This is a genomic window from Streptomyces sp. NPDC058307 (assembly GCF_042880295.1).
In the GTDB taxonomy this organism is placed as follows: Bacteria; Actinomycetota; Actinomycetes; order Streptomycetales; family Streptomycetaceae; genus Streptomyces.
Genome location: NZ_JBHVYZ010000034.1, coordinates 29,015 through 53,051 on the forward strand (window position 1 = coordinate 29,015; position 24,037 = coordinate 53,051).

General features: G+C 71.1%; 20 protein-coding genes. 8 read left to right on the top strand and 12 right to left on the bottom strand.

What is annotated here, in order from left to right:
* Together ACFVYN_RS23720 and ACFVYN_RS23725 are read right to left on the bottom strand one after the other, a co-directional pair.
* Positions 1 to 1,819: FAD-dependent monooxygenase (locus tag ACFVYN_RS23720; RefSeq protein WP_390001589.1), on the bottom strand; the 1,819-nt coding region annotated here is incomplete at its 3' end.
* A 2-nt stretch (positions 1,820 to 1,821) separates the two neighbouring features.
* Positions 1,822 to 2,649, bottom strand: coding sequence for an enoyl-CoA hydratase family protein (locus tag ACFVYN_RS23725; RefSeq protein ID WP_390001590.1), 828 nt, complete (start codon positions 2,647 to 2,649; stop codon positions 1,822 to 1,824).
* A gap of 332 nt (positions 2,650 to 2,981) precedes the next feature.
* Here ACFVYN_RS23725 and ACFVYN_RS23730 point away from each other — a divergent pair, with 332 nt between their 5' ends.
* On the top strand, positions 2,982 to 3,434 hold the full coding sequence (locus ACFVYN_RS23730) for an ATP-binding protein (protein WP_390001592.1): 453 nt from the start codon (positions 2,982 to 2,984) through the stop codon (positions 3,432 to 3,434).
* Positions 3,435 to 3,436: 2 nt separating this feature from the next.
* On the opposite strand, the gene argF is transcribed toward ACFVYN_RS23730, so the two are convergent.
* Positions 3,437 to 4,444 carry an ornithine carbamoyltransferase gene (gene argF / locus ACFVYN_RS23735; protein WP_390001594.1) on the bottom strand — a complete coding sequence of 336 codons (1,008 nt, stop codon included), beginning with the start codon at positions 4,442 to 4,444 and terminating at the stop codon, positions 3,437 to 3,439.
* 102 nt (positions 4,445 to 4,546) lie between these two features.
* Positions 4,547 to 5,770, bottom strand: a complete 1,224-nt coding sequence (locus tag ACFVYN_RS23740; RefSeq protein ID WP_390001596.1) for an arginine deiminase — start codon at positions 5,768 to 5,770, stop codon at positions 4,547 to 4,549.
* Positions 5,771 to 5,892: 122 nt separating this feature from the next.
* On the opposite strand from ACFVYN_RS23740, the gene ACFVYN_RS23745 reads away from it, so the two are divergent.
* Entirely contained in the window at positions 5,893 to 6,897 is a 1,005-nt protein-coding gene (locus tag ACFVYN_RS23745; protein WP_390001597.1) for an SPFH domain-containing protein, read from the top strand.
* Positions 6,894 to 7,787: a hypothetical protein gene (locus ACFVYN_RS23750; protein ID WP_390001599.1), complete on the top strand. Its 894-nt coding sequence runs from the start codon at positions 6,894 to 6,896 to the stop codon at positions 7,785 to 7,787. Before ACFVYN_RS23745 ends, ACFVYN_RS23750 begins: the two co-directional genes overlap by 4 nt.
* A gap of 41 nt (positions 7,788 to 7,828) precedes the next feature.
* Here ACFVYN_RS23750 and ACFVYN_RS23755 read toward each other — a convergent pair whose 3' ends face one another.
* From ACFVYN_RS23755 to ACFVYN_RS23765, 3 genes are all read right to left on the bottom strand, one after another.
* The gene (locus ACFVYN_RS23755) at positions 7,829 to 10,372 is read right to left on the bottom strand and encodes a polynucleotide kinase-phosphatase (RefSeq protein WP_390001601.1); all 2,544 of its coding nucleotides are present in this window, start codon (positions 10,370 to 10,372) and stop codon (positions 7,829 to 7,831) included.
* Complete coding sequence (locus ACFVYN_RS23760) at positions 10,369 to 11,847, bottom strand: 3' terminal RNA ribose 2'-O-methyltransferase Hen1 (RefSeq protein ID WP_390001603.1); 1,479 nt, start codon at positions 11,845 to 11,847, stop codon at positions 10,369 to 10,371. The genes ACFVYN_RS23755 and ACFVYN_RS23760 overlap by 4 nt, the downstream gene beginning before the upstream one ends.
* A 149-nt stretch (positions 11,848 to 11,996) precedes the next feature.
* Positions 11,997 to 12,920, bottom strand: a complete 924-nt coding sequence (locus ACFVYN_RS23765) for an LLM class F420-dependent oxidoreductase (RefSeq protein WP_390001605.1) — start codon at positions 12,918 to 12,920, stop codon at positions 11,997 to 11,999.
* 598 nt (positions 12,921 to 13,518) lie between these two features.
* Between ACFVYN_RS23765 and ACFVYN_RS23770 the strand changes: the two genes are divergently transcribed.
* Together ACFVYN_RS23770 and ACFVYN_RS23775 are read left to right on the top strand one after the other, a co-directional pair.
* Positions 13,519 to 14,640: an IS630 family transposase gene (locus tag ACFVYN_RS23770; protein WP_390001607.1), complete on the top strand. Its 1,122-nt coding sequence runs from the start codon at positions 13,519 to 13,521 to the stop codon at positions 14,638 to 14,640.
* A gap of 43 nt (positions 14,641 to 14,683) precedes the next feature.
* Positions 14,684 to 14,992: an immunity 53 family protein gene (locus ACFVYN_RS23775; RefSeq protein ID WP_390001609.1), complete on the top strand. Its 309-nt coding sequence runs from the start codon at positions 14,684 to 14,686 to the stop codon at positions 14,990 to 14,992.
* A 57-nt stretch (positions 14,993 to 15,049) separates the two neighbouring features.
* Here the strand turns inward: ACFVYN_RS23775 and ACFVYN_RS23780 are convergent, their stop codons facing one another.
* From ACFVYN_RS23780 to ACFVYN_RS23795, 4 genes are all read right to left on the bottom strand, one after another.
* The gene (locus ACFVYN_RS23780) at positions 15,050 to 15,514 is read right to left on the bottom strand and encodes a DUF6099 family protein (protein WP_390001667.1); all 465 of its coding nucleotides are present in this window, start codon (positions 15,512 to 15,514) and stop codon (positions 15,050 to 15,052) included.
* A 177-nt stretch (positions 15,515 to 15,691) separates the two neighbouring features.
* Complete coding sequence (locus ACFVYN_RS23785) at positions 15,692 to 16,018, bottom strand: nucleotide pyrophosphohydrolase (RefSeq protein ID WP_390001611.1); 327 nt, start codon at positions 16,016 to 16,018, stop codon at positions 15,692 to 15,694.
* The gene (locus ACFVYN_RS23790) at positions 16,015 to 17,202 is read right to left on the bottom strand and encodes an AAA family ATPase (protein ID WP_390001613.1); all 1,188 of its coding nucleotides are present in this window, start codon (positions 17,200 to 17,202) and stop codon (positions 16,015 to 16,017) included. The genes ACFVYN_RS23785 and ACFVYN_RS23790 overlap by 4 nt, the downstream gene beginning before the upstream one ends.
* 202 nt (positions 17,203 to 17,404) lie before the next feature.
* Entirely contained in the window at positions 17,405 to 17,794 is a 390-nt protein-coding gene (locus ACFVYN_RS23795; protein ID WP_390001615.1) for a cell division protein SepF, read from the bottom strand.
* Between the two features lie 266 nt (positions 17,795 to 18,060).
* Here ACFVYN_RS23795 and ACFVYN_RS23800 point away from each other — a divergent pair, with 266 nt between their 5' ends.
* Positions 18,061 to 19,731 carry a hypothetical protein gene (locus ACFVYN_RS23800; RefSeq protein WP_390001617.1) on the top strand — a complete coding sequence of 557 codons (1,671 nt, stop codon included), beginning with the start codon at positions 18,061 to 18,063 and terminating at the stop codon, positions 19,729 to 19,731.
* Here the strand turns inward: ACFVYN_RS23800 and ACFVYN_RS23805 are convergent.
* The gene (locus tag ACFVYN_RS23805) at positions 19,712 to 20,227 is read right to left on the bottom strand and encodes a YceI family protein (RefSeq protein ID WP_390001619.1); all 516 of its coding nucleotides are present in this window, start codon (positions 20,225 to 20,227) and stop codon (positions 19,712 to 19,714) included. The genes ACFVYN_RS23800 and ACFVYN_RS23805 overlap by 20 nt on opposite strands.
* A gap of 81 nt (positions 20,228 to 20,308) precedes the next feature.
* Between ACFVYN_RS23805 and ACFVYN_RS23810 the strand changes: the two genes are divergently transcribed.
* Together ACFVYN_RS23810 and ACFVYN_RS23815 are read left to right on the top strand one after the other, a co-directional pair.
* Complete coding sequence (locus tag ACFVYN_RS23810) at positions 20,309 to 20,788, top strand: MarR family winged helix-turn-helix transcriptional regulator (protein WP_390001621.1); 480 nt, start codon at positions 20,309 to 20,311, stop codon at positions 20,786 to 20,788.
* Between the two features lie 59 nt (positions 20,789 to 20,847).
* Positions 20,848 to 23,964 (top strand): FAD-binding and (Fe-S)-binding domain-containing protein, encoded by a 3,117-nt coding sequence (locus ACFVYN_RS23815; RefSeq protein WP_390001623.1) that lies wholly within the window; start codon positions 20,848 to 20,850, stop codon positions 23,962 to 23,964.
* Positions 23,965 to 24,037 lie beyond the last annotated feature (73 nt).

Consider the following 24,037-nt stretch of genomic DNA (forward strand, 5'->3'; position numbering starts at 1 on the left):
GTTCCTGTGGCCACACTCCCCTGACGGCGTCGAAGACTTCGAGCGGGAAGCGCAGGCGCTTGGTGAGGGAGCCGCCGTAGGCGTCCGTGCGGTGGTTGGTCAGCGGGGAGAGGAAGCCGGAGAGCAGATAGCCGTGGGCGCAGTGCAGTTCGAGGAGGTCGAAGCCGGCTCGGGCGGCCCGCACGGCGGCCTGCGTGAACTGCTCGCGGATGTCGGTCAGTTGGGCACGGCCGAGCTCGCGCGGGGTCTGGTTGGAGGGCTTGTACGGGATCGGGGACGGCGCCACGACCGGCCAGTTGCCCTCGGGCAGCGGCTCGTCGATGCCCTCCCACATCAGCTTGGTCGAGCCCTTGCGGCCGCTGTGGCCGAGCTGCACACCGATCGCGGTGCCCGGCGACCGCGTGTGCACGAACTCGGTGATCCGTTTCCAGGCCGCGGCCTGTCTGCCGTTGTAGAGGCCGGTGCAGCCGGGCGTGATGCGCCCCTCGGGCGAGACGCACACCATCTCGGTCATCACCAGTCCGGCGCCGCCGAGCGCCCGGGCGCCCAGGTGGACCAGGTGGAAGTCGCCGGGGATGCCGTCGGTGGCGGAGTACATGTCCATCGGCGACACCACGACCCGGTTGCGCAGGGTCAGACCACGCAGCCGGAACGGGGTGAACATCGGGGGCGTGCCCGGCGGGCAGTCGAACTCGCGTTCCACGGCACCGGTGAAGCGGGCGTCGCGCAGGCGCAGGTTGTCGTGGGTGACCCGGCGGCTGCGGGTGAGCAGGTTGAAGGCGAACTGGCGGGGCGGCTGGTCGAGGTACAGGCCGAGGTTCTCGAACCACTCCAGGCTGGCGCGGGCGGCGCGTTGCGTGGAGGCGACGACGGGTTTGCGCTCCGCCTCGTAGGCCGCCAACGCCTGTGCCAACGACGGCTGTTCCTCGAGACAGGCGGCAAGGGCGAGGGCGTCCTCCACGGCGAGCTTGGTGCCGGAGCCGATGGAGAAGTGGGCGGTGTGGGCCGCGTCGCCGAGCAGCACGGTGTTGCCGTGCGACCAGTGTTCGTTGACCACCGTACGGAAGGTGGTCCACGTGGAGTTGTTGGAGCGCAGGGGGCGGCCGCGGAGCGCTTCGGCGAAGATCTTGGCGCAGCTCTCCGCCGACTCCTGTGCGCCGGCCTCGTCGAAGCCAGCGGCCCTCCAGACCTCCTCGCGCATCTCGACGATCACAGTGGAGGCGTCGGAGGAGTACGGGTAGCCGTGGAGTTGCATCACGCCGTGCTCGGTCTCGGCGATCTCGAACCGGAAGGCCTCGAAGGCGAAGTCGGCGGCGAGCCAGATGTAGCGGCAGTGGTGCGGGGTCACATGGGGGCGGAACACATGTGCACACGCCCCACGGGTGCTGCTGTTGACTCCGTCGGCAGCGACGACGAGGTCGTGCGTCTCTTCGAGACCCTCCGGGGCCTGCGTACGGAATCGGAGGTCCACGCCGAGCGCGCGGCAGCGGTCGTGCAGTATCTCCAGGAGTCGTCTGCGGCCGAGGGCGGCGAATCCGTGCCCTCCGGAGGTGTGCCGGACGCCCCGGTGCACGATGTCGATGTCGTCCCAGCGGACGAAGTCGGCCTGCATCGCCTCGTGGACCACCGGGTCGGCGTGCTCGATGCCGCCGAGGGTCTCGTCGGAGAGGACCACGCCGAAGCCGAAGGTGTCGTCGGGGGCGTTGCGCTCCCACACGGTGACCTCACGCCCGGGGTCGAGCCGCTTCAGCAGCGCTGCCGCGTACAGCCCACCGGGGCCGCCACCGATGACCGCGATGCGCCGAACGGAAGTGGACATGATCACCGCCCCTTCCACTTCGGCGGCCTCTTCTCCGTGAAGGCCGCGTGGAACTCCCGGTAGTCCTCGCCGTTCATCAGCAGGGCCTGGGTCGAGGCGTCCAGTTCCACCGAAGCCGCCAGCGGCATGTCCAGCTCCGCCGTCAGCAGCGCCTTCGTCTGGGCGTACGCCAGGGCCGGGCCCTCGGCCAGGCGGTGGGCCAGGGCCTGGGCTGCCCCGTCCGCGCCGCCCTCCCCCGTCAGTTCGCTGATCAGGCCGATGCGCTCGGCCTCGGGGGCGCGGACCGGTTCGCCGAGCATGAGGAGACGGGTGGCGTGGCCGAGGCCGACCACCCGGGGCAGCAGATAGGCCGCGCCCATGTCGCCGCCGGACAGGCCGACCCGGGTGAACAGGAAGGCGAAGCGGGCCGAGGGGTCCGCCACCCGGAAGTCCGCCGCCAGGGCGAGGACCGCGCCGGCGCCCGCCGCCACCCCGTGCACGGCCGCGATCACCGGGAACGGACACTCCCGTACGGCCCGCACCACCTGGCCCGTCATCCGGTTGAAGTCGAGGAGCTGGGCGGTGTCCATGGCGAGGGTCGCGCCGATGATCTCGTCGACGTCACCGCCGGAGCAGAAGCCGCGGCCCGCGCCGGCCAGGACCAGGGCGCGCACGGAACGCTCGCGGGACAGCTCGGCGAGCAGGTCGCGCAGGTCGGCGTAGGCGCCGAAGGTGAGCGCGTTGAGTTTGTCGGGGCGGGCGAGGGTGACCGTGGCGACGCCGTCGGCGAGGTCGACGCGCAGGTGCTGCCAGTCGGGGGTGCGGGCGGCGGAGCCGGTGAAGGGGCTCATGATCGTGCGGCCTCCTCGTGCTGGGAGTGCTCGGACGACGTGCGAGTGGCGAGGTTCCAGGTGCGCTCTGCCCTACGAAGCTATCACTCATCTTTGACTGTCGTCATGAGTCCGCGATAGGGGTGTGAGAGGTGTCCGGATGTGACCTGGCCCCGTCACATCCGTCACGGCTCGTCGACAGACCGGCAACGGCGGGATCAGCCGCGGGAGGCAAGCCGTTGCTACGGGTAAGCCGCCTGCCAACGGGGCCGAAGGTCCCGTACGGTGCCCGCCGGACGACTCTGCCGACGGCGCCGTACCATTCATCGGGTTGAAAGCAGGACAGCCTGCTCATGAACGGAACCGCCTTGCAAGATCGCCCCCCAGCCTCCGCGTCCTGGCGCATCGCGCTGCCGCATTCCGCCGCGGCCGTGCCCGTGGCGCGCGCTCTGGTCCGCGCCGCGCTGACCGAGCTGGAGCACGGGGCGGACTGCGACACCGCGGAGCTGCTGACGGCCGAGCTGGTGGCGAACGCCGTGGAGCACACGGCCGGCGACACCCCGATAGAGCTGGTCGTGGAGCTGCTGCCGACCGGCTGCCAGGTGGAGGTGCACGACCCGGACCCGGCACCCCCGGATCACCTCACCCGGCCGGACGCCGGGGAGCCGGACCCCTGGCAGGAGCACGGCCGGGGGCTGCTCCTGATCAGGGCGCTGAGCTCGTCGTGCGGTCACCGCCCGACCGAGACCGGCAAGGCGGTGTGGTTCCGTCTCGCGGTGGTGCCGCCGCAATGGCACCCGGCCTGAGCTCAGGCCAGCGTCGCGACCAGCACCGCCTTGATCGTGTGCAGACGGTTCTCCGCCTCGTCGAAGACGATCGAGTGCGCCGACTCGAACACCTCGTCCGTGACCTCCAGGGATTCGAGGCCGTGGGTCTCGAAGATCTCCTGCCCGACCTTCGTACCGAGGTCGTGGAAGGCGGGCAGGCAGTGCAGGAACTTGACGTCCGCGTTGCCCGTGGCCCGCAGCACGTCCATGGTCACCGCGTACGGCGACAGCGCGGCGATCCGCTCGTCCCACACGTCCTTCGGCTCGCCCATGGAGACCCAGACGTCGGTCACGACGAAGTCCGCCCCCCGCACGCCCTCCTCCAGTGACTCGGTGAGGGTGATCCGCGCCCCGCTGTCCACGGCGAGCGCCCGCGCCCGCTCGACGACGTCCTGCGTGGGCCAGTAGGCCTTCGGGGCGACGATCCGTACGTCCATGCCCAGCAGGGCACCGGTGATGAGATACGAGTTGCCCATGTTGAACCGCGCGTCACCGAGGTACGCGAACGCGATCTCCCGGACCGGCTTCGCGGTGTGCTCGGTCATCGTCAGCACGTCGGCCAGCATCTGCGTGGGGTGCCAGTCGTCGGTGAGCCCGTTGTAGACCGGCACCCCGGCGTACGCGGCCAGCTCCTCCACCTTCTGCTGGCTGTCCCCGCGGTACTCGATCCCGTCGTACATACGGCCGAGCACGCGCGCGGTGTCACGTACGGACTCCTTGTGCCCGATCTGCGAGCCGGACGGGTCCAGGTAGGTCGTCGAGGCGCCCTGGTCCGCCGCGGCGACCTCGAACGCGCAGCGCGTGCGCGTCGAGGTCTTCTCGAAGACCAGCGCGATGTTCTTCCCGCTCAGGTACCGGGTCTCGGTCCCCGCCTTCTTGGCGGCCTTCAGCTCGGCTGCCAGCTCGACGAGGCCGAGGAACTCCCCGGCCGTGAAGTCGAGCTCCTTGAGGAAGTGGCGCCCGGCGAGGGCGGTGGGGACAGTCGCCATGGGGGGCGCTCCAGAGGTACGTGATCAGACGGACCTTGGAAGTCTATACGAAGTTCAGCATTTCTATACAGGCAACTGTACGACTATGCGCCCGCGCGTTCTTTATACGGCCGCCCGTTCCACCGGACAGCTCATGCAGCGCGGCCCGCCCCTGCCCCGCCCCAGCTCACTGCCCGGGATCTCGATGACCTCGATGCCCTGCTTGCGCAGATGGGTGTTGGTGGTGGCGTTGCGCTCGTAGGCGATGACGACACCCGGCTCGACGGCGAGGACGTTGCAGCCGTCGTCCCACTGCTCGCGCTCGGCCGCGTGCACGTCCTGGGTGGCGGTCAGGACCCGGATCTCGCTCAGTCCGAGCGCGGCGGCGATCGCGCGGTGCATGTGCTCCGGCGGGTGGTCGGTGACCTTGAGCTCCTTGTCGCCGACGCCCGGTTCGATGGTGTACGACCGGAGCATGCCGAGCCCGGCGTACTGGGTGAAGGTGTCACCGTCGACCATCGTCATCACGGTGTCGAGATGCATGAACGCCCGCCGTTTCGGCATGTCGAGGGCGACGATCGAGTGCGCGGAGCCCTCGGCGAACAGCTTGTGCGCGAGCATCTCGACGGCCTGGGGCGTGGTCCGTTCACTCATGCCGATGAGGACGGCGCCGTTGCCGATGACGAGGACGTCGCCGCCCTCGATGGTGGACGGGTAGTCGGCCTGCCCCTCCGACCAGACGTGGAACGTTTCGTCACGGAAGAGCGGATGGTGGCGGTAGATCGCCTCGAAGTGGACCGTCTCGCGCCGGCGGGCCGGCCGGCGCATGGCGTTGACGGCGACCCCGTCGTAGATCCAGGCCGAGGTGTCGCGGGTGAAGAGGTGGTTGGGCAGCGGGGCGAGAAGGAAGTCGTCCAGGTCCATGACATGGAAGCGCACGGAGGTCGGCTCCGGATGTGCCTCCAGGAACTCCCGCTTGGTCATACCGCCGACGAGCGCCTCCGCGAGTTCTCCGGCGGGCAACGCCTCGAAGGAGGCGCGGAGGTGGTCGGTGGCCAGCGGGCCGTACTCCTTCTCGTCGAAGACCCGGTCGAGCACGAGCGACCGGGCCTCCGGGATCTCCAGGGACTCGGTGAGCAGGTCACCGAAGAGGTGTACGGCGACACCGCGGTCGCGCAGTACGTCGGCGAACCCGTCGTGCTCGGCGCGCGCCCGGCGCACCCACAGCACGTCGTCGAAGAGGAGTGCGTCCTTGTTGCTGGGGGTGAGCCTTTTGAGCTCGAGATCCGGCCGGTGCAGGATGACGCGGCTGAGCCGCCCGGTCTCGGAGTCGACATGGAATCCCATGCCTCCATCCTGACCAACGAGGGGCCGCTTGACCCGTGGTCCGCCCGGCTTTCTTGTTCTCGTCCCCTTGACGACAACTCGCCCTTCCGGTTATCGTCCAACAGACGAAAAGAGGGGACTCGATGGCCGACATCACCCGGCGCCTCGGCTGGCGCCATCTGCGCGGCGCACCCACGGCGCACATCCGGCACCACCGCGGCGGCACACTGCTGCACGACGGTCCCGGGACCAGCTTCTGGTTCCGCGCGCTGACGGCCGCGCTCTCCGAAGTCCCGGTGGACGACCGCGAGCTGGCCATGACCTTCCACGCCCGTACGTCCGACTTCCAGGACGTGGCGGTACAGGCGACCGTGACCTACCGGATCAGTGACCCGGCCCTCGCCGCCGCCCGCCTGGACTTCTCGATCGACCCGGACACCGGGGTGTGGCGGGGCGCGCCCCTGGAGCAGCTGGGCACGCTGCTCACGGAGACGGCCCAGCAGCACGCGCTCGACGTACTGGCCCGCACTCCCCTGTCCGTCGCCCTGGTCGACGGGGTGGCGGCGGTACGCGAGCGGGTCGCGGCCGGTCTGGACGCCGAGCCCCGGCTGCCGGCCACCGGCATCGAGGTGGTCGCCGTACGCGTGATGGCACTGCGTCCCGAACCGGAGGTGGAACGGGCCCTGCGCACCCCGGCCCGCGAACAGATCCAGCAGGAGGCCGACCGGGCCACCTACGAACGGCGGGCCGTCGCCGTGGAGCGCGAGCGGGCCATCGCCGAGAACGAACTGGACAGCCAGATCGAACTCGCACGCCGCGAGGAGCAGTTGGTGGACCAGCGGGGCACGAACGCCCGCCGGGAGGCCGAGGAGCACGCGGCGGCGGACGCGGTACGGGCCGAGGCGGAGGCGACGCGTTCGGTACGGCTGGCTCGCGCGGAGGCCGACGGAGTGCGCGCGGTCGGCGACGCCAAGGCGCAGGCGCAGGCCGCCTGGCTGCGGGTGCACGCGGAGGTCGACGTCGCCACGCTGCACGCCCTCACCGGGACCCGGCTCGCGGAGAACCTGCCGCACATCGACAGCGTGACGATCTCCCCGGACGTGCTGACGGGGCTGTTGGCCAAGCTGGGCGCACGGGAGCCGGAGTGAGTCTCGCGCCACGGGCGGTGCTGGTCCATCGCACCACCGAGTACGTGGAGTTGGTGGCCCACCACGGCACCCACGGCCAGGCCGCCTTCTTCCTCTCCTCCCGGGGCCGGGACATCGGAGAGGTCGCCGAACGCCACGAGCGCACCCGGCGGGCGCTCGCCGAGGTGACCTCGGCGATTCCGCTGACCTGGCGTCAAGCCCATGTGGAGCGAGCCGACTTGGACCGCTTCCTGTTCGCTCCTGAGGACGTCGTGATCGTGGTCGGCCAGGACGGACTCGTGGCGAACGTGGCCAAGTACCTCTCCGGCCAGCCGGTGCTGGGCATCGACACCGAGCCCGGCCGCAACCCCGGTGTCCTGGTGCGGCACCGACCGGGGGACACGGCCAAGTTGCTGACAGCGGTGGCCGGTGCGAGCGTCGACGAGTTGACGATGGTCGAGGCCGTGGCGGACGACACCCAGCGGCTCGTCGCGCTGAACGAGATCTACCTGGGCGCCGCCGGACACCAGACCGCCAGATACCGCCTGGGCCTGGAGGGCGACGGGGGTGTCGTCGAGGCCCAGGCCTCCTCCGGAGTGCTGGTGGGGACGGGGACCGGAGCCACGGGCTGGCTCCGGTCCGTGTGGCAGGAGCGGGGCGCCGCCCTACGGCTGCCGGCCCCGACGGAGACCCGCCTGGTCTGGTTCGTCCGCGAGGCCTGGCCCTCCCCGGCCACCGGCACCTTGCTGACCGCCGGCGAACTCCCCGCCCCCGCCCGCCTCCGCCTCACCGTCGAGTCCGAACGCCTGGTCGCCTTCGGGGACGGGATGGAGGGCGACTCGCTGGAGCTGACGTGGGGGCAGACGGTGGAGGTGGGGGTGTGCGGGGAGCGGTTGCGGCTGGTGGGGTGAGGGGCGACCGACAGGTCACCCCTCACCCCCGGGCTCGTGGCTCACAGCCGTGGGTCGACCGGCTCCGACTCCAGCGCCAGCACCCCGAACACCGCCTCGTGCACCCGCCACAGCGGCTCGCCCTCCGCCAGCCGGTCCAGGGCCTCCAGGCCGAGGGCGTACTCACGGATCGCGAGGGAGCGCTTGTGGTTCAGGAACCTCTTGCGCAGCCGGTCGAGGTTCTCCGGACGGGTGTACTCGGGACCGTAGATGATCCGCAGGTACTCCCGGCCACGGCACTTGATGCCGGGCTGGACCAGACGGCCCTCCGTGCCGCGGACCACCGCGCCGAGCGGCTTGACGACCATGCCCTCGCCGCCGCGGCCGGTCATCTCCAGCCACCAGTCGACGCCCGCCCGCACCGACTCCGGGTCACCGGTGTCGACGTAGAGGCGCCGGGTCGTCTGGAGCAGGCCCGTGCCGTCGTGCTCCACCAGGCGGTCAAGGAGGGCCAGCTGCTCGTCGTGCGGGAGCCCGGCGAGGCTGCGGCCCTGGACCGCGAGGATCTGGAACGGCGCCAGGCGGACGCCGTCCAGGCCGTCGGTGGTCCAGCAGTAGCGCCGGTACGCCTCCGTGAACGCGCCTGCCGCGTCGGCCCGTTCACGCTGGCGGGCCAGCAGGTCCGTCACGTCCACGCCCCGGTCCGCGGCGCCCTGGAGCGCGGCCAGCGCGCCGGGGAACACCGCTCCGGACGCGGCGCCGACGGCCGCGTACTGCGACCGCAGCAGACCGGAGGCCTTCAGCGACCACGGCATCAGCTCGGCGTCCAACAGCAGCCAGTCAGTGTCGAGTTCGGACCACAGGCCCGCCTCGCCGATCGCCTCGCGCAAGCGGTCCAGGATCGCCTCGGTCACCGACTCGTCGTCGAAGAACGGGCGGCCGGTACGCGTGTACAGCGAACCCGTCGGACCGTCGACGCCGAAGCGCCTGCGGGCCGTCTCCGCGTCCCGGCAGACCAGGGCCACCGCCCGCGAGCCCATGTGCTTCTCCTCGCACACGACCCGCTCGACACCGTCCCCGGCGTACTGTGCGAACGCCTCTTCCGGGTGCTCCAGGAAGCCTTCGACACGCGAGGTCGCCGTCGGTGCCATGGTCGGCGGGAGGTACGGCAGCAGCCGCGGATCCACCGCGAAGCGGCTCATGACCTCCAGGGCCGCGGCCGCGTTCTCCTCGCGGACCGCCACCCGCCCCTGGTACCGGGTCTCGACCGCCCTGCGGCCGTGCACATCGGCCAGGTCCAGCGGCCGGCCGTCGTGCCCGCCGGGCGCCTCGGACTTCAGCGGCTTCACCGGCTCGTACCAGACCTGCTTCGCCGGTACGTCGACCAGCTCCCGCTCCGGCCAGCGCAGCGCCGTGAGCTTCCCGCCGAAGACCGCGCCGGTGTCCAGGCAGATCGTGTTGTTGAGCCAGGTCGCCTCCGGGACCGGGGTGTGGCCGTAGACCACGGCCGCCCGGCCGCGGTAGTCCTCCGCCCACGGGTAGCGCACCGGCAGCCCGAACTCGTCGGTCTCACCGGTGGTGTCCCCGTACAGGGCGTGCGAGCGGACCCGGCCGGAGGTGCGGCCGTGGTACTTCTCCGGCAGACCGGCGTGGCAGACGACCAGGCGGCCGCCGTCGAGGACGTAGTGGCTGACCAGGCCGTCGATGAACTCCCGTACCTCGGCCCGGAACTCGTCCGAGACGCTCTCCATCTGCTCGATGGTCTCCGCGAGGCCGTGGGTGCGCTGGACCTTGCGGCCCTTGAGGTAACGGCCGTACTTGTTCTCGTGGTTGCCCGGCACACACAGCGCGTTGCCCGACTTGACCATCGCCATCACGCGGCGCAGCACACCGGGGCTGTCCGGGCCGCGGTCGACGAGGTCGCCGACGAAGACCGCGGTACGGCCCTCGGGGTGGACGCCGTCGACGTAGCCCAACTTGCCGAGCAGCGACTCCAGTTCCAGGGCGCAGCCGTGGATGTCGCCGACGATGTCGAAGGGGCCGGTGAGGTGGGTCAGGTCGTTGAAACGCTTCTCGGTGACGACGGTGGCGTTCTCGATGTCCGCCACCCCGCGCAGGACGTGCACCTTGCGGAAGCCCTCGCGCTCCAGGTGCCGGAGCGAGCGGCGCAGCTCGCGGATGTGGCGCTTGATGACCCGGACCGGCATGTCGGCCCGGTCGCTGCGGGCCGCGTTGCGCTCGGCGCACACCTCCTCGGGCACGTCGAGCACGATGGCGATCGGCAGCACGTCGTACTGCCTGGCCAGGTCGATCAGCTGCCGTCGGGAGTCCGACTGCACGCTGGTCGCGTCGACGACCGTGCGGCGGCCGGCGGCCAGGCGCTTCCCCGCGATGTAGTGCAGGACGTCGAAGGCGTCCTTCGTCGCGCCCTGGTCGTTCTCGTCGTCGGAGACCAGGCCCCGGCAGAAGTCCGAGGAGATCACCTCGGTCGGCTTGAAGTTGCGGCGGGCGAACGTGGACTTGCCGGAGCCGGAGGCGCCGACGAGGACGACGAGGGAGAGGTCGGTGACGGGAAGAGTCCGTCCCGTGCGCTGGGTCTCGGTCATGCCGCCTTCGCCTCCTTCTCGGTCCTGATCACTGCTGTGCTCATCTCGAAAACAGCCATCTGAGTGGGCGGCCCGACCTCCGGGTCGTCCGGCCCCACCGGGACGAACTCCACCTCGTAGCCGTGCCGTTCGGCCACCGACGACGCCCATGACCGGAACTCCTGCCGCGTCCACTCGAAGCGGTGATCGCCGTGCCGGACGTGCCCGGCCGGGAGCGACTCCCAGCGGACGTTGTACTCGACGTTCGGGGTCGTCACCAGGACGGTCCGCGGGCGGGCCGCGCCGAACACCGCGTACTCCAGGGCCGGCAGCCGGGGCAGGTCGAGGTGCTCGATCACCTCGCTGAGCACGGCGGCGTCGTACCCCTTGAGCCGCTTGTCGGTGTAGGCCAGCGAGCCCTGGAAGAGCTGGACACGGGAGGCCATCCGCTCCCCCATGCGGTCCAGCTTCAACCGCCGGGAGGCGATGGTGAGCGCCCGAACCGACACGTCGACGCCGACGATCTCCGTGAACCTCGGGTCCTTGAGCAGCGCCTGCACCAACTGGCCCTGGCCGCACCCGAGGTCGAGGACGCGGGCGGCACCGGCGGCGCGCAGCGCCTCCAGGATCGCCTCACGCCGCTGGACGGCGAGCGGGGTCGGCTTCTCCTCGGTCTCGGTCTCCGCCTCGACGGCGTTGTCGATGTCCTCGACCTCGCTGTCGTCGGCCTCGGCGAGCCGCACCAGTTCCAGGCGCTCCATCGCCTCGCGCGTCAGCGACCAGCGGCGGGACAGGTAACGGCTGGTGATCAGCTTCTGCTCCGGGTGCGCGGGCAGCCAGCCTTCACCGGCCCTGAGCAGCTTGTCGACCTCGTCGGAGGCCACCCAGTAGTGCTTGGCGTCGTCGAGGACGGGGAGCAGGACGTACAGATGACGCAGGGCCTCGGCGACGGTGAGCCGCGTGGACTCCAGTTCGAGGCGGACGTAGCGCGAGTCGCCCCACTCCGGGAACTCGGTGTCCAGCGCGACCGGTTCGACGGTCACGTCCCAGCCGAGCGGCTCGAAGAGACGCCGTACGAGCTCCGGACCGCCACGGGCCGGAAGCGCGGGCACCTCGACGCGCAACGGCCGCGGCTGCGAAGGGAGTTCGGGCCTGGTGGTGCACACCCCGCGCATCGCGCTGGAGAACACCGCGCTCAGCGCCACCGCGAGCAGCGAAGAGGCCGCGTAAGGACGGTCGTTGACGTACTGCGCGAGTGCCGCGTCCGGGGCGCCGCCGCGTCCCTTGCCCTTGCCGCGCCTGACCAGCGCCACCGCGTCGACCTCCAGCAACAGCGCCGCCGTGCAGCGCTGATCGTCCGCCTCGGGATACAGGACGTGCGCCCTGCCGTAGGAGGTGGAGAACGCCTGCGCCTTCTCGGGATGCTTGTGCAGCAGGAAGCCGAGGTCGGTGGCGGGATGCTCGGGAGTGCCGGTGGTACTGATCGTCAGAAACATGCGAGTGGCCTTTCCGGCCGGTGGACGGGACAGGATGCCGCGCGCGCGAAAGCCCCCGAGACGGTGATCCCGGGGGCTCGGCAGGACGACGCTCCCAGCTTCCCACAGGGGGTCCCACCTGCGCCTTCGATTAACCAGGAGGCGCAGCTCTACGACAGCTGCGACTGGACCCGCGCGGAGATCAGCTCCAGGTGGTCCAGGTCGTCGAGATCGAGGACCTGGAGGTAGAGGCGGCGGGAGCCCACGGCGGCGTAGCGGCCGATCTTGTCCACGACCTCGGCGGGGGTGCCGGCCAGGCCGTTGGTCTTGAGCTCGTCGACCTCACGGCCGATCGCCGCGGCGCGACGGGCGACCTCCTGGTCGTCCTTGCCGACGCAGACGACGAGGGCGTTGGAGAAGGTGATCGCGTCGGCCGCGCGGCCCGCCTCGCGGGCGGCGGCACGGACCCGGCCGAACTGGGTCTCGCTGTCCTCCGGCGAGGCGAACGGCATGTTGAACTCGTCGGCGTAGCGGGCGGCGAGGCGCGGGGTACGGGTCGTGCCGTGACCGCCGATCAGTACGGGGATCCTGTCCTGGGCGGGCTTGGGCAGCGCGGGCGACTTCGTGAGCTCGTAGTGCTCGCCGTGGAAGTCGAAGGTCTCGCCGGGTTCGGTTGCCCACAGGCCGGTGACGATCGCCAGCTGTTCCTCCAGGCGGGGGAACTTCTCCTTCGGGAACGGGATGCCGTACGCCGTGTGCTCCTCCTCGAACCACCCGGCGCCCAGGCCCAGTTCGACACGGCCGCCGGACATCTGGTCGACCTGGGCGACCTGGATGGCGAGGACGCCGGGGAGCCGGAAGGTGGCCGCGGTCATCAGGGTGCCGAGGCGAATGCGCTTGGTCTCCCGGGCGAGGCCGGCGAGGGTGATCCAGGCGTCGGTGGGGCCGGGGAGGCCGTCGGCGTCACCCATCTTCAGGAAGTGGTCGGAACGGAAAAACGCGTCGAAGCCGAGGTCCTCGGTGGCCTTGGCCACGGTGAGGAGGGTGTCGTAGCTCGCGCCCTGCTGGGGCTCGGTGAAGATGCGGAGATCCATGACTCCATCCTGCACGCAGGAGTGCGCCGGGGTCCCACCGGTCCCGGTGGCCCCGCCAGTGACCGAGCCCTTTGGTGATCGTTGGCTCAGGCGGAACCGGCTTGTCGTCGCCGGTGCGTGATCCGTTACCCGCGTCGGTCCCCCCGCCGGGATCCTTGGGCCGAGGAGGCCGTCATGTCCGACGAAACCGTGCCGCTGACTGCGGGGGCTGGGCAGCCGAAGGGTTGCTGCAGCAGATGGAGGAGTTGATGGCGGCGGGTGAACGCGGATCTTTCGGCGCTGGATGCGGATCTTCAGGGGGGCGGGGGTTCGGGGCGGGGGGTTGGTGAGGAGGGGGTCGGCCGAGGACGGTCTTCGGCTACGGGTGCGTCGTGGCTGGTCGCGCCCCGCGGCGGAGCCGCTGATGTCACAGCCCCGCGCCCCTGAGTGGGTGCACTCGGAGCAGGCCCAGCTGTACCCACCTAGGGGCGCGGGGAACTGCGCAACAACCCACCACCGGACCCGCAGCCGAAGAGTGCCGTGACCGCGTTGGTTCGCCGGGTTGGTGGTGGTGGCGGTTGGATGTGCGGTGACGTCCGATCCGACCGCTGGAGGTGCGGTGGCTGAGCCTGTCCGTGTGCGCAGACTGACCGACCAAGAGGGGCAACGGCTGCAGCAGATTGTGCGTCGGGGCAGCACCACCTCGGTGCGGTACCGGAGGGCGATGATGCTGTTGGCCTCGGCCGGCGGTAACCGGGTGCCGGTGATCGCCCAGCTCGTGCAGGCCGATGAGGACACCGTCCGAGATGTGATCCACCGGTTCAACGAGATCGGCCTGGCCTGCTTGGACCCTCAGTGGGCGGGAGGCCGTCCCCGCCTGCTCAGTCGTGACGACGAGGATTTCGTCGTCCAGACGGCCACCACTCGCCCCACCAAGCTCGGCCAGCCTTTCACCCGCTGGTCGCTGCGCAAACTCGTCGCCTACCTGCGGAAAGTCCACGGCCGGGTGATCCGCATCGGCCGCGAGGCGTTACGCGGTCTGCTCGCCCGCCGCGGTGTCACCTTCCAGCGCACCAAGACATGGAAGGAATCCCCCGACCCTGACCGTGAGTCGAAGCTGGACCGGATCGAGGAGGTCCTGGACCGCTTCCCGGACCGGGTGTTCGCCTTCGACGAGTTCGGCCCGCTCGGAATCCGACCCACCACAGGCTCGTGCTGGGCCGCACGCAAGCATCCCGACCGGGTGCCCGCCACCCACCACCGCACCCATGGGGTGCGCTATTTCCACGGCTGCTACTCGGTCGGCGACGACCGCCTGTGGGGTGTCAACCGCCGCAGGAAAGGTGCCGTGAACACGCTGGCCGCGCTGAAGTCGATCCGCACTGCCCGGCCCGACGGCGCACCGATCTACGTGATCATGGACAACCTGTCCGCCCACAAAGGCTCCGACATCCGCCGCTGGGCGAAGAAACACAAGGTCGAGCTGTGCTTCACCCCGACCTATGCCTCGTGGGCGAACCCGATCGAGGCGCATTTCGGACCGCTGAGGCAGTTCACCATCGCCAACTCGAACCACCCCAACCACACCGTCCAGACACGGGCCCTGCACGCCTACCTGCGCTGGCGCAACGCCAACGCCCGCCACCGCGACGTCCTGGCCGCCGAGCGCAAGGAACGCGCCCGCATCCGCAGCGAGAAGGGCATCCGCTGGGGCGGACGCCCCCTCGCCACCGCGGCCTGAGCAACCCGGCGAACCTATGGTCAGAGCACTAGCATTCCCTGTCGTGAGCAACTCGGAGAGTGTTCTTGACTGGCTGCAGAACTTGTACGCCGCGCAGTGCAACGAGGACTGGGAGCACGAGTGGGGCGTGAAGATCGCCACGCTCGATAACCCCGGCTGGACCGTCACCATCGACCTGGAGGAGACGGACCTGGAGCAACATGAGTACCCCCGCCAGGACGTCAACCGCAACCCTTACGACTGGGTCTGGGCTTGGACTTCCGAGAAGACCTTTCACGCCAGATGCGGCCCCGGCAACCTCACCGAAGCCCTCGCCTTGTTCCGGTCCTGGGCGACCGCGAACAGTCCCTGAGCAATCACACAGCGGCAGGCCACAGAACCCGGTGAACCTATGCGGTCAGAGCAAGAGTCACCCCGCCTCCGGCAACTCCTCCCCCCGGTCCGCCAGTCTTCGCAGCATCTGCAGCACCCGGTCCCGCGCCTCGTCCGCCGCGTCGATCGCCTCCATGCACTGCCAGTACGTCGTCTCGTCGTCGGCCGCGCTGGCGAGGCCGACCAGGGCTATGCCCACCTCACCGAGGAGGCCGCCGAGGTAGAGAAGGGCCTGGCGGGCATCGCCGAGCTCGGTGAGCTGCGCGGCCCGCAACTGCGCCACGGCGATGTCGGGACGGTCCAGGACCCCGCAGCCCCGGCCCGCCAGCTCGGTCAACCCCAGGGCCTCGCCCCTGAGTTCGGGGGGCCCGGCGACCGCGAGGCGGCTCCCTATCGCCTGGGCCAGGGCCTGCGCCTGCCACACCTCCGCCATGACCTGAGGCGCCTCGCCGCCCCCGGCCAGGGCACGCCTGCTCGTCACGATGAGCCGCACCGCGTCCATCGGCTGCCCCCGTCTGTCGCGACGTACCCCGGGCACGTCGGCCCGAACTCCCTTGTCCACTACCCAGAGTGAGGTCGCCTGGAACGAAAAACCAGAGGTAGACGGAAATCTGTGGACAACAAATCGGTCTCGGAGCCGCTTTTCATCACGGAGAGTGAAAGTGGACTGAGTCCTTCCTCAGGGTGCCGGAAACCGCCGCTCGTTGCGGTCGATCTTCGCGTCCAGCGCGGCCAGCGGATCGACGCCGAGCACCTCGCACAGCTGGAGCAGATACGCGAGGACGTCGGCGACCTCGTCCGTGACGCGGTGCGCGGTGTCCGGGTCGTCCATGACCCGCGTCGACTCCTCGGGCGTCAACCACTGGAAGATCTCGACCAGTTCGGAGGCCTCCACGCTGAGCGCGGCGACGAGGTTCTTGGGGGTGTGGTACGGCTGCCAGTCGCGGGCCGCCGCGAAGTCGGCCAGGCGGCGCTGCAGTTTCGCCACGTCGAGAGGTTCTGTCACGGCTCCAGGTGTACCACCGTGACCCCGTCCACCCCTGCGGTCCACGAGGCGTCGCTCACCGCGCCGACGAGCCGGATGTGCCCGCGCTCGCACATCCGCACGGCCAGCCGCAGCAGTTCGGTGCGCTGCCGTGGGTCCAGGCTCCGGTCGAGGTTGTCGGTGAGCACGGTGAGCGTCTGCATCGCCGCGGGCACCTCACCGGCCGGGTCGACCTCCAGCACCCCGGGGCCGGTGAGCAGCACCAGGGCCAGGGCGAGATACCTCAACTCGCCGTCGCCCAGCCGCCCGAGCTCGGTCCGGCTGCCGTCCCCGCGGTCGAGCAGGGCCCGGACCAGGCCGGCGGGCAGGGGTTCGGCGAGCACGTCGGCGACCGGTCCCGCGCATCCGGCGCGCACCGCGGCGACGAGTTGCGCGTGCCGTCGGCCGCACTCCGTGCGGGTGCGCCACAGGACGTCGGCGAGGTTGTCGCAGCCGCCGAGCAGTCGTCCGGAACCGGTGGGGACGGGCAGGCGCATGCGTCCGGGCCGTGGGTCGCAGCCGAAGACGGAGCGCAGGGCGACGACCATCTGTTCGGCGGCGGCGAGGACGCGCCGCTGTCCGTCCGTCTTGCCGGCCACGCGCAGCGGCAGGAGAGGGGTGCCGAGCTGGTCGTCCGGGAGCGGGGCGCGGGTGACCGGCGCGGTCCCGGCGGTGTGCCAGGCGGCCTGTACGGACCGGCGGGAGGGGTCGCGCAGGGCGGTCTCCAGCAGGACGAGCCCGCCGGAGGTCAACCGCTCTCCCACGATGCGCAGTTCGGGCTCGGCCTGGACGGCGACGTCGAGCCGGACCGGGCCTTCGGGACCGTCGGCCGTGCAGCCGATCCGGAAGCCGCGGCGGTGCTGTGCGTCGGGGCGGGCCCGGTCGGGGACACAGGCGACGGGCCGGGGGAACGCCTCGTCGAGGCTCGCGCCGCCACCGAGCCTTGCGAGCGCCTCGTATGCCCTGAGCGCGCTGGTCTTGCCGCTCCCGCTGGGCCCGGCGAACAGGGTCAGCGGCCCGAGCGGCAGCCCGGCCCGCCGGTGCCCGGCGTACGCGGAGAGCCGCAGTTCGGTGAGGCAGGGCCGGTCGGGCCGACGCTGCGGCGGCTCCGCGAGCGGCGACGCGGACCGAGCCGGCACGATGGAGGAGGTGGGGGACACACGCATATCCGGACCGTAGGACTCCGCCACCGGGCGAACCGTTCCTCCGCGGCGCCCTTCCCACGAACGAGCGAACGCCGTCCCGGCCGGGCGTGACGTCCGTCCTGAAGCGGCCCGCCCCCACGTCGACCGAGCGGAGGCCGGAACGGACCCGATCCCGGACCACCAAGCCGACCCGTAACCGCCTCACCCCGCCTCCAACCAACCGCTACGCCCCCGGCATCCCCGCACTCTCCATCAGCCCCGTCACCTCGGTGCCGGCCGGAGTGAGCAGGAACACGTTCCGGTCGACCCGGTGCATCCCGCTGGCCAGTCCGAACACGACCCCCGTGCTGAAGTCGAGGACCCGCTTGGCGACGTCCGTCTCCGCGGTGGTGAGGTCGAGCAGGACCGGGATGCCTGCCATCAGGGTCTCGGCGACCTCGCGGGCGTCCGCGAAGACGTTGATCCGCAGGACCACGAACCGGCGCCGGGCCTCGGTCACGGCCTCCGGCACGGACCGGTGGTCGACCGCGGACGGCCACGCGTCCCGCCCGCGCAACGGAACGACCTGGGCGAGCCCCTCCCACTGTTCATCGGTGACGTCGTACCTGTTCACCGGTTGCCCCCGCTCCGACTCGCCTTCAATGCCTGCACCAGCCAATTCTTACGCCAAGTCACCCGTTCGGCCCAACAGCGACACGGTCCGCGACGGACTCGGCGGACAATCACGTCATCCCCGACCATGACGAATGGGTCTTACCCCCCTCACACCGGACTCTTGGCCTCCGCCGCCACCTCGCTCACCGGGTCCGATTAGCGTCCGGTGCCGTGCTCCTGGCAGATACTCAGCTGTCGGCACCCGGCCGGCCGACCCAGCCGGCGGTGTCCACCGCCCCGGAACCTCCCACGCAGTGGCATCGCGTCCTGACGCTGCTCGCGGACCTCAGCCTGTTCATCGGCACGCGCGCGGTGTGGACCCAGGCGGCCACGCACCGGCCCGCCGTGGCCGCGGTCATCTCGGTCTGTTACGCCTCGATCCTCGTCTGCGGTGTCCTGGCCCTGGTCGTGCGCGACAGGCGGTCCCTCGCGCGCGTGGACCTGTGCGTGCTGGTGACCGGCCTGACGCTCGCCCTGTGCGCGTTCGTGCTGTTCCATCGCGGCTCCGACGAGTCCGTCCTCACCGCCCAGGCGGCCCGCGACCTGGTCGCCGGGCACGGGATCTACGGCCGTCCCTGGCCCTGGCTCTTCGGCGGCAACGGCGTCGCGGTCACCCCGACCGTCACGGGTGGCTACGACTACACGTACGGCTATCCCCCGCTCGCCCCCCTGCTGACCGCCCCGTTGCTGTGGCTCGGCCACGGCGGGCTGCCGGCCATAGCGATGACCACGGGCGCGCTGCTCGTCGGTACGGTCGTGCTGTGGTGGCTGCTGCCCACGCCGTGGCGGTCGGCGGCGACCATGACGTGCCTGGGATTCTCGATGATTCCGATGTACGGCCGGCTCGGGTACCCGGCGATCCTGGCGCTGGCCCTGCTGGTGCCGGTGGTGGTGCGCTGGCCCCGGATCGGGCGGGGCGGGCGGCTGGGTCCGGCCGGGGTGGCGCAGGCCGCCTGTCTGGGCGCGGCGTGCGCGGCGCAGCAACTGCCGTGGTTCCTGGCTCCGTTCCTGCTCGCCGGGATCTACGCGGTGCGGCGCGGGGAGCTCGGCGCGCGGGCGGCGGGTCTGGTGGTGCTGCGGCTCGCCGGGGTCGCCGCCGGCGTATGGCTGCTGATCAACGCGTACTTCGTCGTGATCCAGCCGGTCGCGTGGCTGAAGGGGATTGTGCTGCCGCTGATCCAGGGCGCGGTGCTGCACGGCCAGGGCCTGGTGGGCGTGTCGCTGTATCTCACGGGCGGCAGCGACCGGCTCGACTGGTACGGGTACGCGAGTCTGCTGCTGCTCGCCGGTCTGCTGGCGCTGTTCGTGCTGTTCGTGCGCCGCCTCGGCCCGGCGGCGACCGTGCTGCCGTGGCTGGCCTTCTGGCTGGCGACGCGTTCGCAGGACGGCTACTACCTGATGATGACCCCGCTGTGGCTGGCGGCGGCGGTCACCGCGCCCGCGGCGGAGTTCGCGGGGGCCTGGCAGCCGTTCACCCGTCGGCTCGCCGGCCCGCTCCGGCGTCCGGTGCGGATCGCCGCGGCCGTCCTGCTGCTGAGTCCGGCACTGGCGAGCGCGGCGCTGGCGGCCACCGGGGCACCGCCCCTGCGCATGGAGGTCACCTCCGTGCGGCACGACGACCGCACGCTCTCCCGGCTGACCCTCCGTGTCACCAACACGGACGACGAGGCCCTCACGCCCCACTTCACCCTCACCCGGGGTCAGGGCATGTATCCGTACTTCTCGGTCCTGCGGGGGCCCAGGACGCTGGCCGCGCACGCGACGGTGACCTATGAGCTGCGGCCGCCCGGGGGGACGTACGCCCTCCCGAAGCCGGGTCGGCGGATCCGGCTCCGGGTGTTCACGTCCTCGCCGCAGACGCTGTCGAGCACCTACATCACGCTGCCGACCGCTTGAAGCGGAGCGAGGCGGTGACCGTGGTCAGGCCGCGGATCATGCCCAGCTGGTTCCAGCCCAGGCCGAACTGGTCGCGGTCCACCGAGAACTCGGCGTTCAGCGTGACCGCGTCGGCGCTCACGTCGCCGACCTTTGCGGTGAAGGACTGGGGGCGGCTGACGCCGCGCGCGGTGAGCTGGCCGATCACGTGCACCTGGTCGCCGTCCCGCAGCTCGGCGCTGCGCACCGCGAAGGTGATCTCGGGGTGGTTGTCGACGTCGAAGAAGTCGGCACCGCGCAGGTGTGCGTCGCGCTTGGGGTTCTTGGTGTCGAGGGAGGCGGCGTCGAGGGTCACGGTGCCGACCGCGGACCCGTCCGCCCGCACCTCGCCCTGACCGTCCACGGTGGCGAAGGCGCCCTTCACGGTCACCAGGCCCCACATCGTCCTGTGCTTGAGCGCGACGGTGGTGGCGGTCCGGTCGAGCTGCCAGGTTCCGGTTTCGACGGCGACGGTCATGGTGCCTCACTTCGTAGTCCAAATTTGGATGACATCACGCTAGCGCATACTCCAAATTTGAACAACAGCTACACTCGACGCATGGCCGATGCATCCGAATGTCCCTCCGCGTCCGGTGGACTCCTGCCCCCTGAGCTGCACGCATGGATGCTGATGCTGGCCGCGACGGGAGCCGTCGAGCAGGAGCTGCGCTCCGTAGTCAAGGAACGCCTGGACGTCTCGCACGACGAGTTCCTGGTCCTGTCGCTGCTCGGCGCGCACCCCGACCCGGCCCTGCGCATGACACAGATCGCCGAACTCCTGGGCCGCCCGAAGACCCGCCTCACCTACCAGATCGCCTGCCTGCAGCACGCCGGCCTGGTCACCCGCAGGTCGGTCTGCGGAGACAAGCGGGGCATCGAGGTCGCCCTCACCGAGAGGGCCCGGGGGCTGCTCAAGGACGCCTCCGACGCACTCGCCGAGACGGTCAAGGAGGCCTTCGGGCGCTTCATGGGCCCCGCGCAGCGCCAGGCGATGTGCGCGCTGATGCCGGACCTCGCCGCGGAGCCGGCGCCGGAGTAGTCACCGGTGCGGTCGCGGGTACCCGGCCGGGGTCCGCGCCGACACCGAAGGAGGACCTCATGACGACCTCCGACCTGCCCGTCCCTGTCGTACGGCGGCCCGACGCACCCCCGCCGGACACGGGGGCCCTGGAACGCGCGCTGCACGAGCGGGTCGACGGCGAGGTCCGCTTCGACGCCGGGAGCCGGGCCGCCTACTCGACGGACGCCTCGAACTTCCGCCAGACCCCGATCGGCGTGGTCGTGCCCCGTACCCCCGAAGCGGCCGCGGAGGCGGTGGCCGTGGCCCGCGAGCACGACGCGCCGGTGCTGTCCCGGGGCGGCGGGACCAGCCTCGCCGGACAGTGCACCAACACCGCCGTGGTGATCGACTGGTCGAAGTACTGCGACCGTCTGGAGTCCGTGGACCCCGGCTCCCGCACCTGTGTCGTCCAGCCCGGCATCGTCCTCGACGAACTCAACCGCCAACTCGCCCCGACCGGACTGCGCTTCGGCCCGGAGCCCGCCACCCACGCCAACTGCACCATCGGCGGCATGATCGGCAACAACTCCTGCGGGGCCACCGCGCAGGCGTACGGCAAGGTCGTCGACAACATCGCCCGCCTGGAGGTGCAGTTGTACGACGGCACCCGGTTCTGGTGCGGGGAGACCAGCGACGAGGAGTACGCCGAGATCGAGCGGCACGGAGACCTACGGGCCTCCCTGTACCGGCAGTTGCGCGCGCTGCGCGACACCTACGCCGACGAGATCCGCGCCCGCTTCCCCGACATCCCGCGCCGTGTCTCCGGCTACAACCTCGACTCGCTGCTCCCGGAGCACGGCTTCGACGTCGCCGGGCTGCTGGTCGGCAGCGAGTCGACACTGGTCACGGTGGTGCGCGCGGAGCTGGAACTGGTGCCGGTGGTCAGGGAGCGCACCCTGGTCGTCCTCGGGTTCCCCGACATCGAGACGGCCGCGGACGCGGTGCCGACGATCCTGCCGTACGAGCCGATCGCGCTGGAGGGCCTGGACGCGCGGCTGATCCGGGACGAACGGATCAAGCGCCTCAACCCCAAGGCCCGCGCCGAACTCCCCGAGGGGAACGCCTTCTTGATGGTGCAGTTCGGCGCGGACACCCAGCAGGCCGCCGACGAGCACGCCCACCGCATGCTCGACGGCCTCCACGAGTCGGAGCACGAGCCCGAGGTCGCCTTCCTCGACGACCCTTCCCACGAGCAGGAGTTGTGGCAGGTCCGCGAGGCCGGACTCGGCGCCACCGCGCACATCCCCGGCCGCCCCGACACCTTCGAGGGCTGGGAGGACTCCGCGGTCCCACCTGACCGGCTCGGCGACTACCTGCGCCGACTCCAGCGCCTGTACGACGAGTTCGGCTACCTCAGCGACACCGGGCCCAGTCTCTACGGCCACTTCGGGCACGGCTGTGTGCACACCCGCATCCCCTTCGACCTGTACTCCGCCGACGGGGTCGCGGCGTACCGGAGGTTCATGGAGCGAGCGGCCGACCTGGTCGTCGAGTTCGGCGGCTCGCTCTCCGGCGAGCACGGCGACGGACAGAGCCGGGGCGAGCTGCTGCCCCGCATGTTCGGGGAGCGACTGGTCACCGCCTTCGGCCAGTTGAAGGCCATCTTCGACCCGCTCGACCGGATGAACCCCGGGAAGGTCGTGGCGCCGTACGGACTCGACGAGAACCTTCGCCTCGGCGGTGACTGGGCGCCGTACGACCCCCGCGGCCTGCACTTCCGCTTCCCGCACGACGGCGGTTCCTTCACCGACGCCGCCAACCGCTGTGTGGGCGTGGGGAAATGCCGTCAGCACGTCACCGAGGGCGGCGCGGTGATGTGCCCGTCCTACCAGGTCACCCACGAGGAGGAGCACTCCACGCGCGGGCGGGCCCGGCTGCTGTTCGAGATGCTCGACGGGCACGGCGACAGCCCGGTCCGGGACGGCTGGCGGTCGGAGGCGGTCCGGGACGCACTCGATCTGTGTCTGGCCTGCAAGGGCTGCAAGAAGGACTGTCCGGCGGACGTCGACATGGCCACGTACAAGGCGGAGTTCCTCTCCCACCACTACGAGGGCCGCTGGTGGCGCAGGCCCCGCGCCCATCTCTCCATGGGCTGGCTGCCCGCCGTGGCGCAGGCCGTCGGGCGCACCCGGCTCGGGCCCGTCGTCAACGCGGTGACCCACACCCCGCCGCTGTCCAGGGCGGCCGTGGCGCTCGCGGGTGTCGAGAACCGCGAGATCCCGCTGTTCGCCGGCGAGACACTGCAGCAGTGGTTCGCCCGGCACGAGCCGTACGGCGACGGGGCGCGCGGCAGCGTCCTGCTGTGGCCGGACACCTTCACCAACCACTTCCACCCGCACATCGGACAGGCGGCCGTGACCCTCATGGAGCACGCGGGCTGGCGGGTCGTGCTGCCCGAGGAGCCGCTGTGCTGCGGGCTGACCTGGATCTCGACGGGACAACTCGCGACCGCCGAGCGGGTTTTGGGCAGGACCGTGCGCAGGCTCGCCGAGCATGTCCGGGCGGGCGGTCTGGTGGTCGGACTGGAGCCCAGCTGCACGGCCGTGTTCCGGTCGGACGCGCCCGAGCTGTTCCCCACGGACCGTGACGTACGGCGGTTGCGCGATCAGACGGTCACGCTCGCCGAACTGCTCACCGAGCACTCCCCCGGCTACGAACCCCCGCACGTCCCGGAGCGCTCCGCGAAGGCCCTCGCCCAGGTGCACTGCCACCAGCACGCGGTACTGGACTGGCAGGCCGACCAGGAACTCCTGCGCCGCGCCGGAGTCGACGCCGAACGACTCGACTCCGGCTGCTGCGGTCTCGCCGGCAACTTCGGGTTCGAACCGGGCCACCTGGAGGTCAGCGAGGCGTGCGCGGAACGCGTACTGCTCCCCCGGCTGCGCGAGGAGCCCCCGGAGACGGTGGTCCTGGCGGACGGCTTCAGCTGCCGCACCCAGATCCACGAGTTCGACAGCGGCGACCACGAGGCGGTGCACCTGGCGGAGCTGCTGGTGAGCGCCGTCCCGGGGGCACCGGGCAGCGCGTACGGCGTGGCGCCGGGCGCGCGGCCGGCCGACCCGAGCCGGAGGGCCAGGGCACTGACCTTGGCCGGGGCGGGGCTCGCGGGTCTGGCCACGGCGGCCACGGCGGCCCGGTTCATCCGCAAGCGGTGACTGGATCTCCTCTCAGGGGCGCGGGGCTGCATCGATGTGCGGCTCCGCCGCGCGGGCGCGACCAGCCACGACG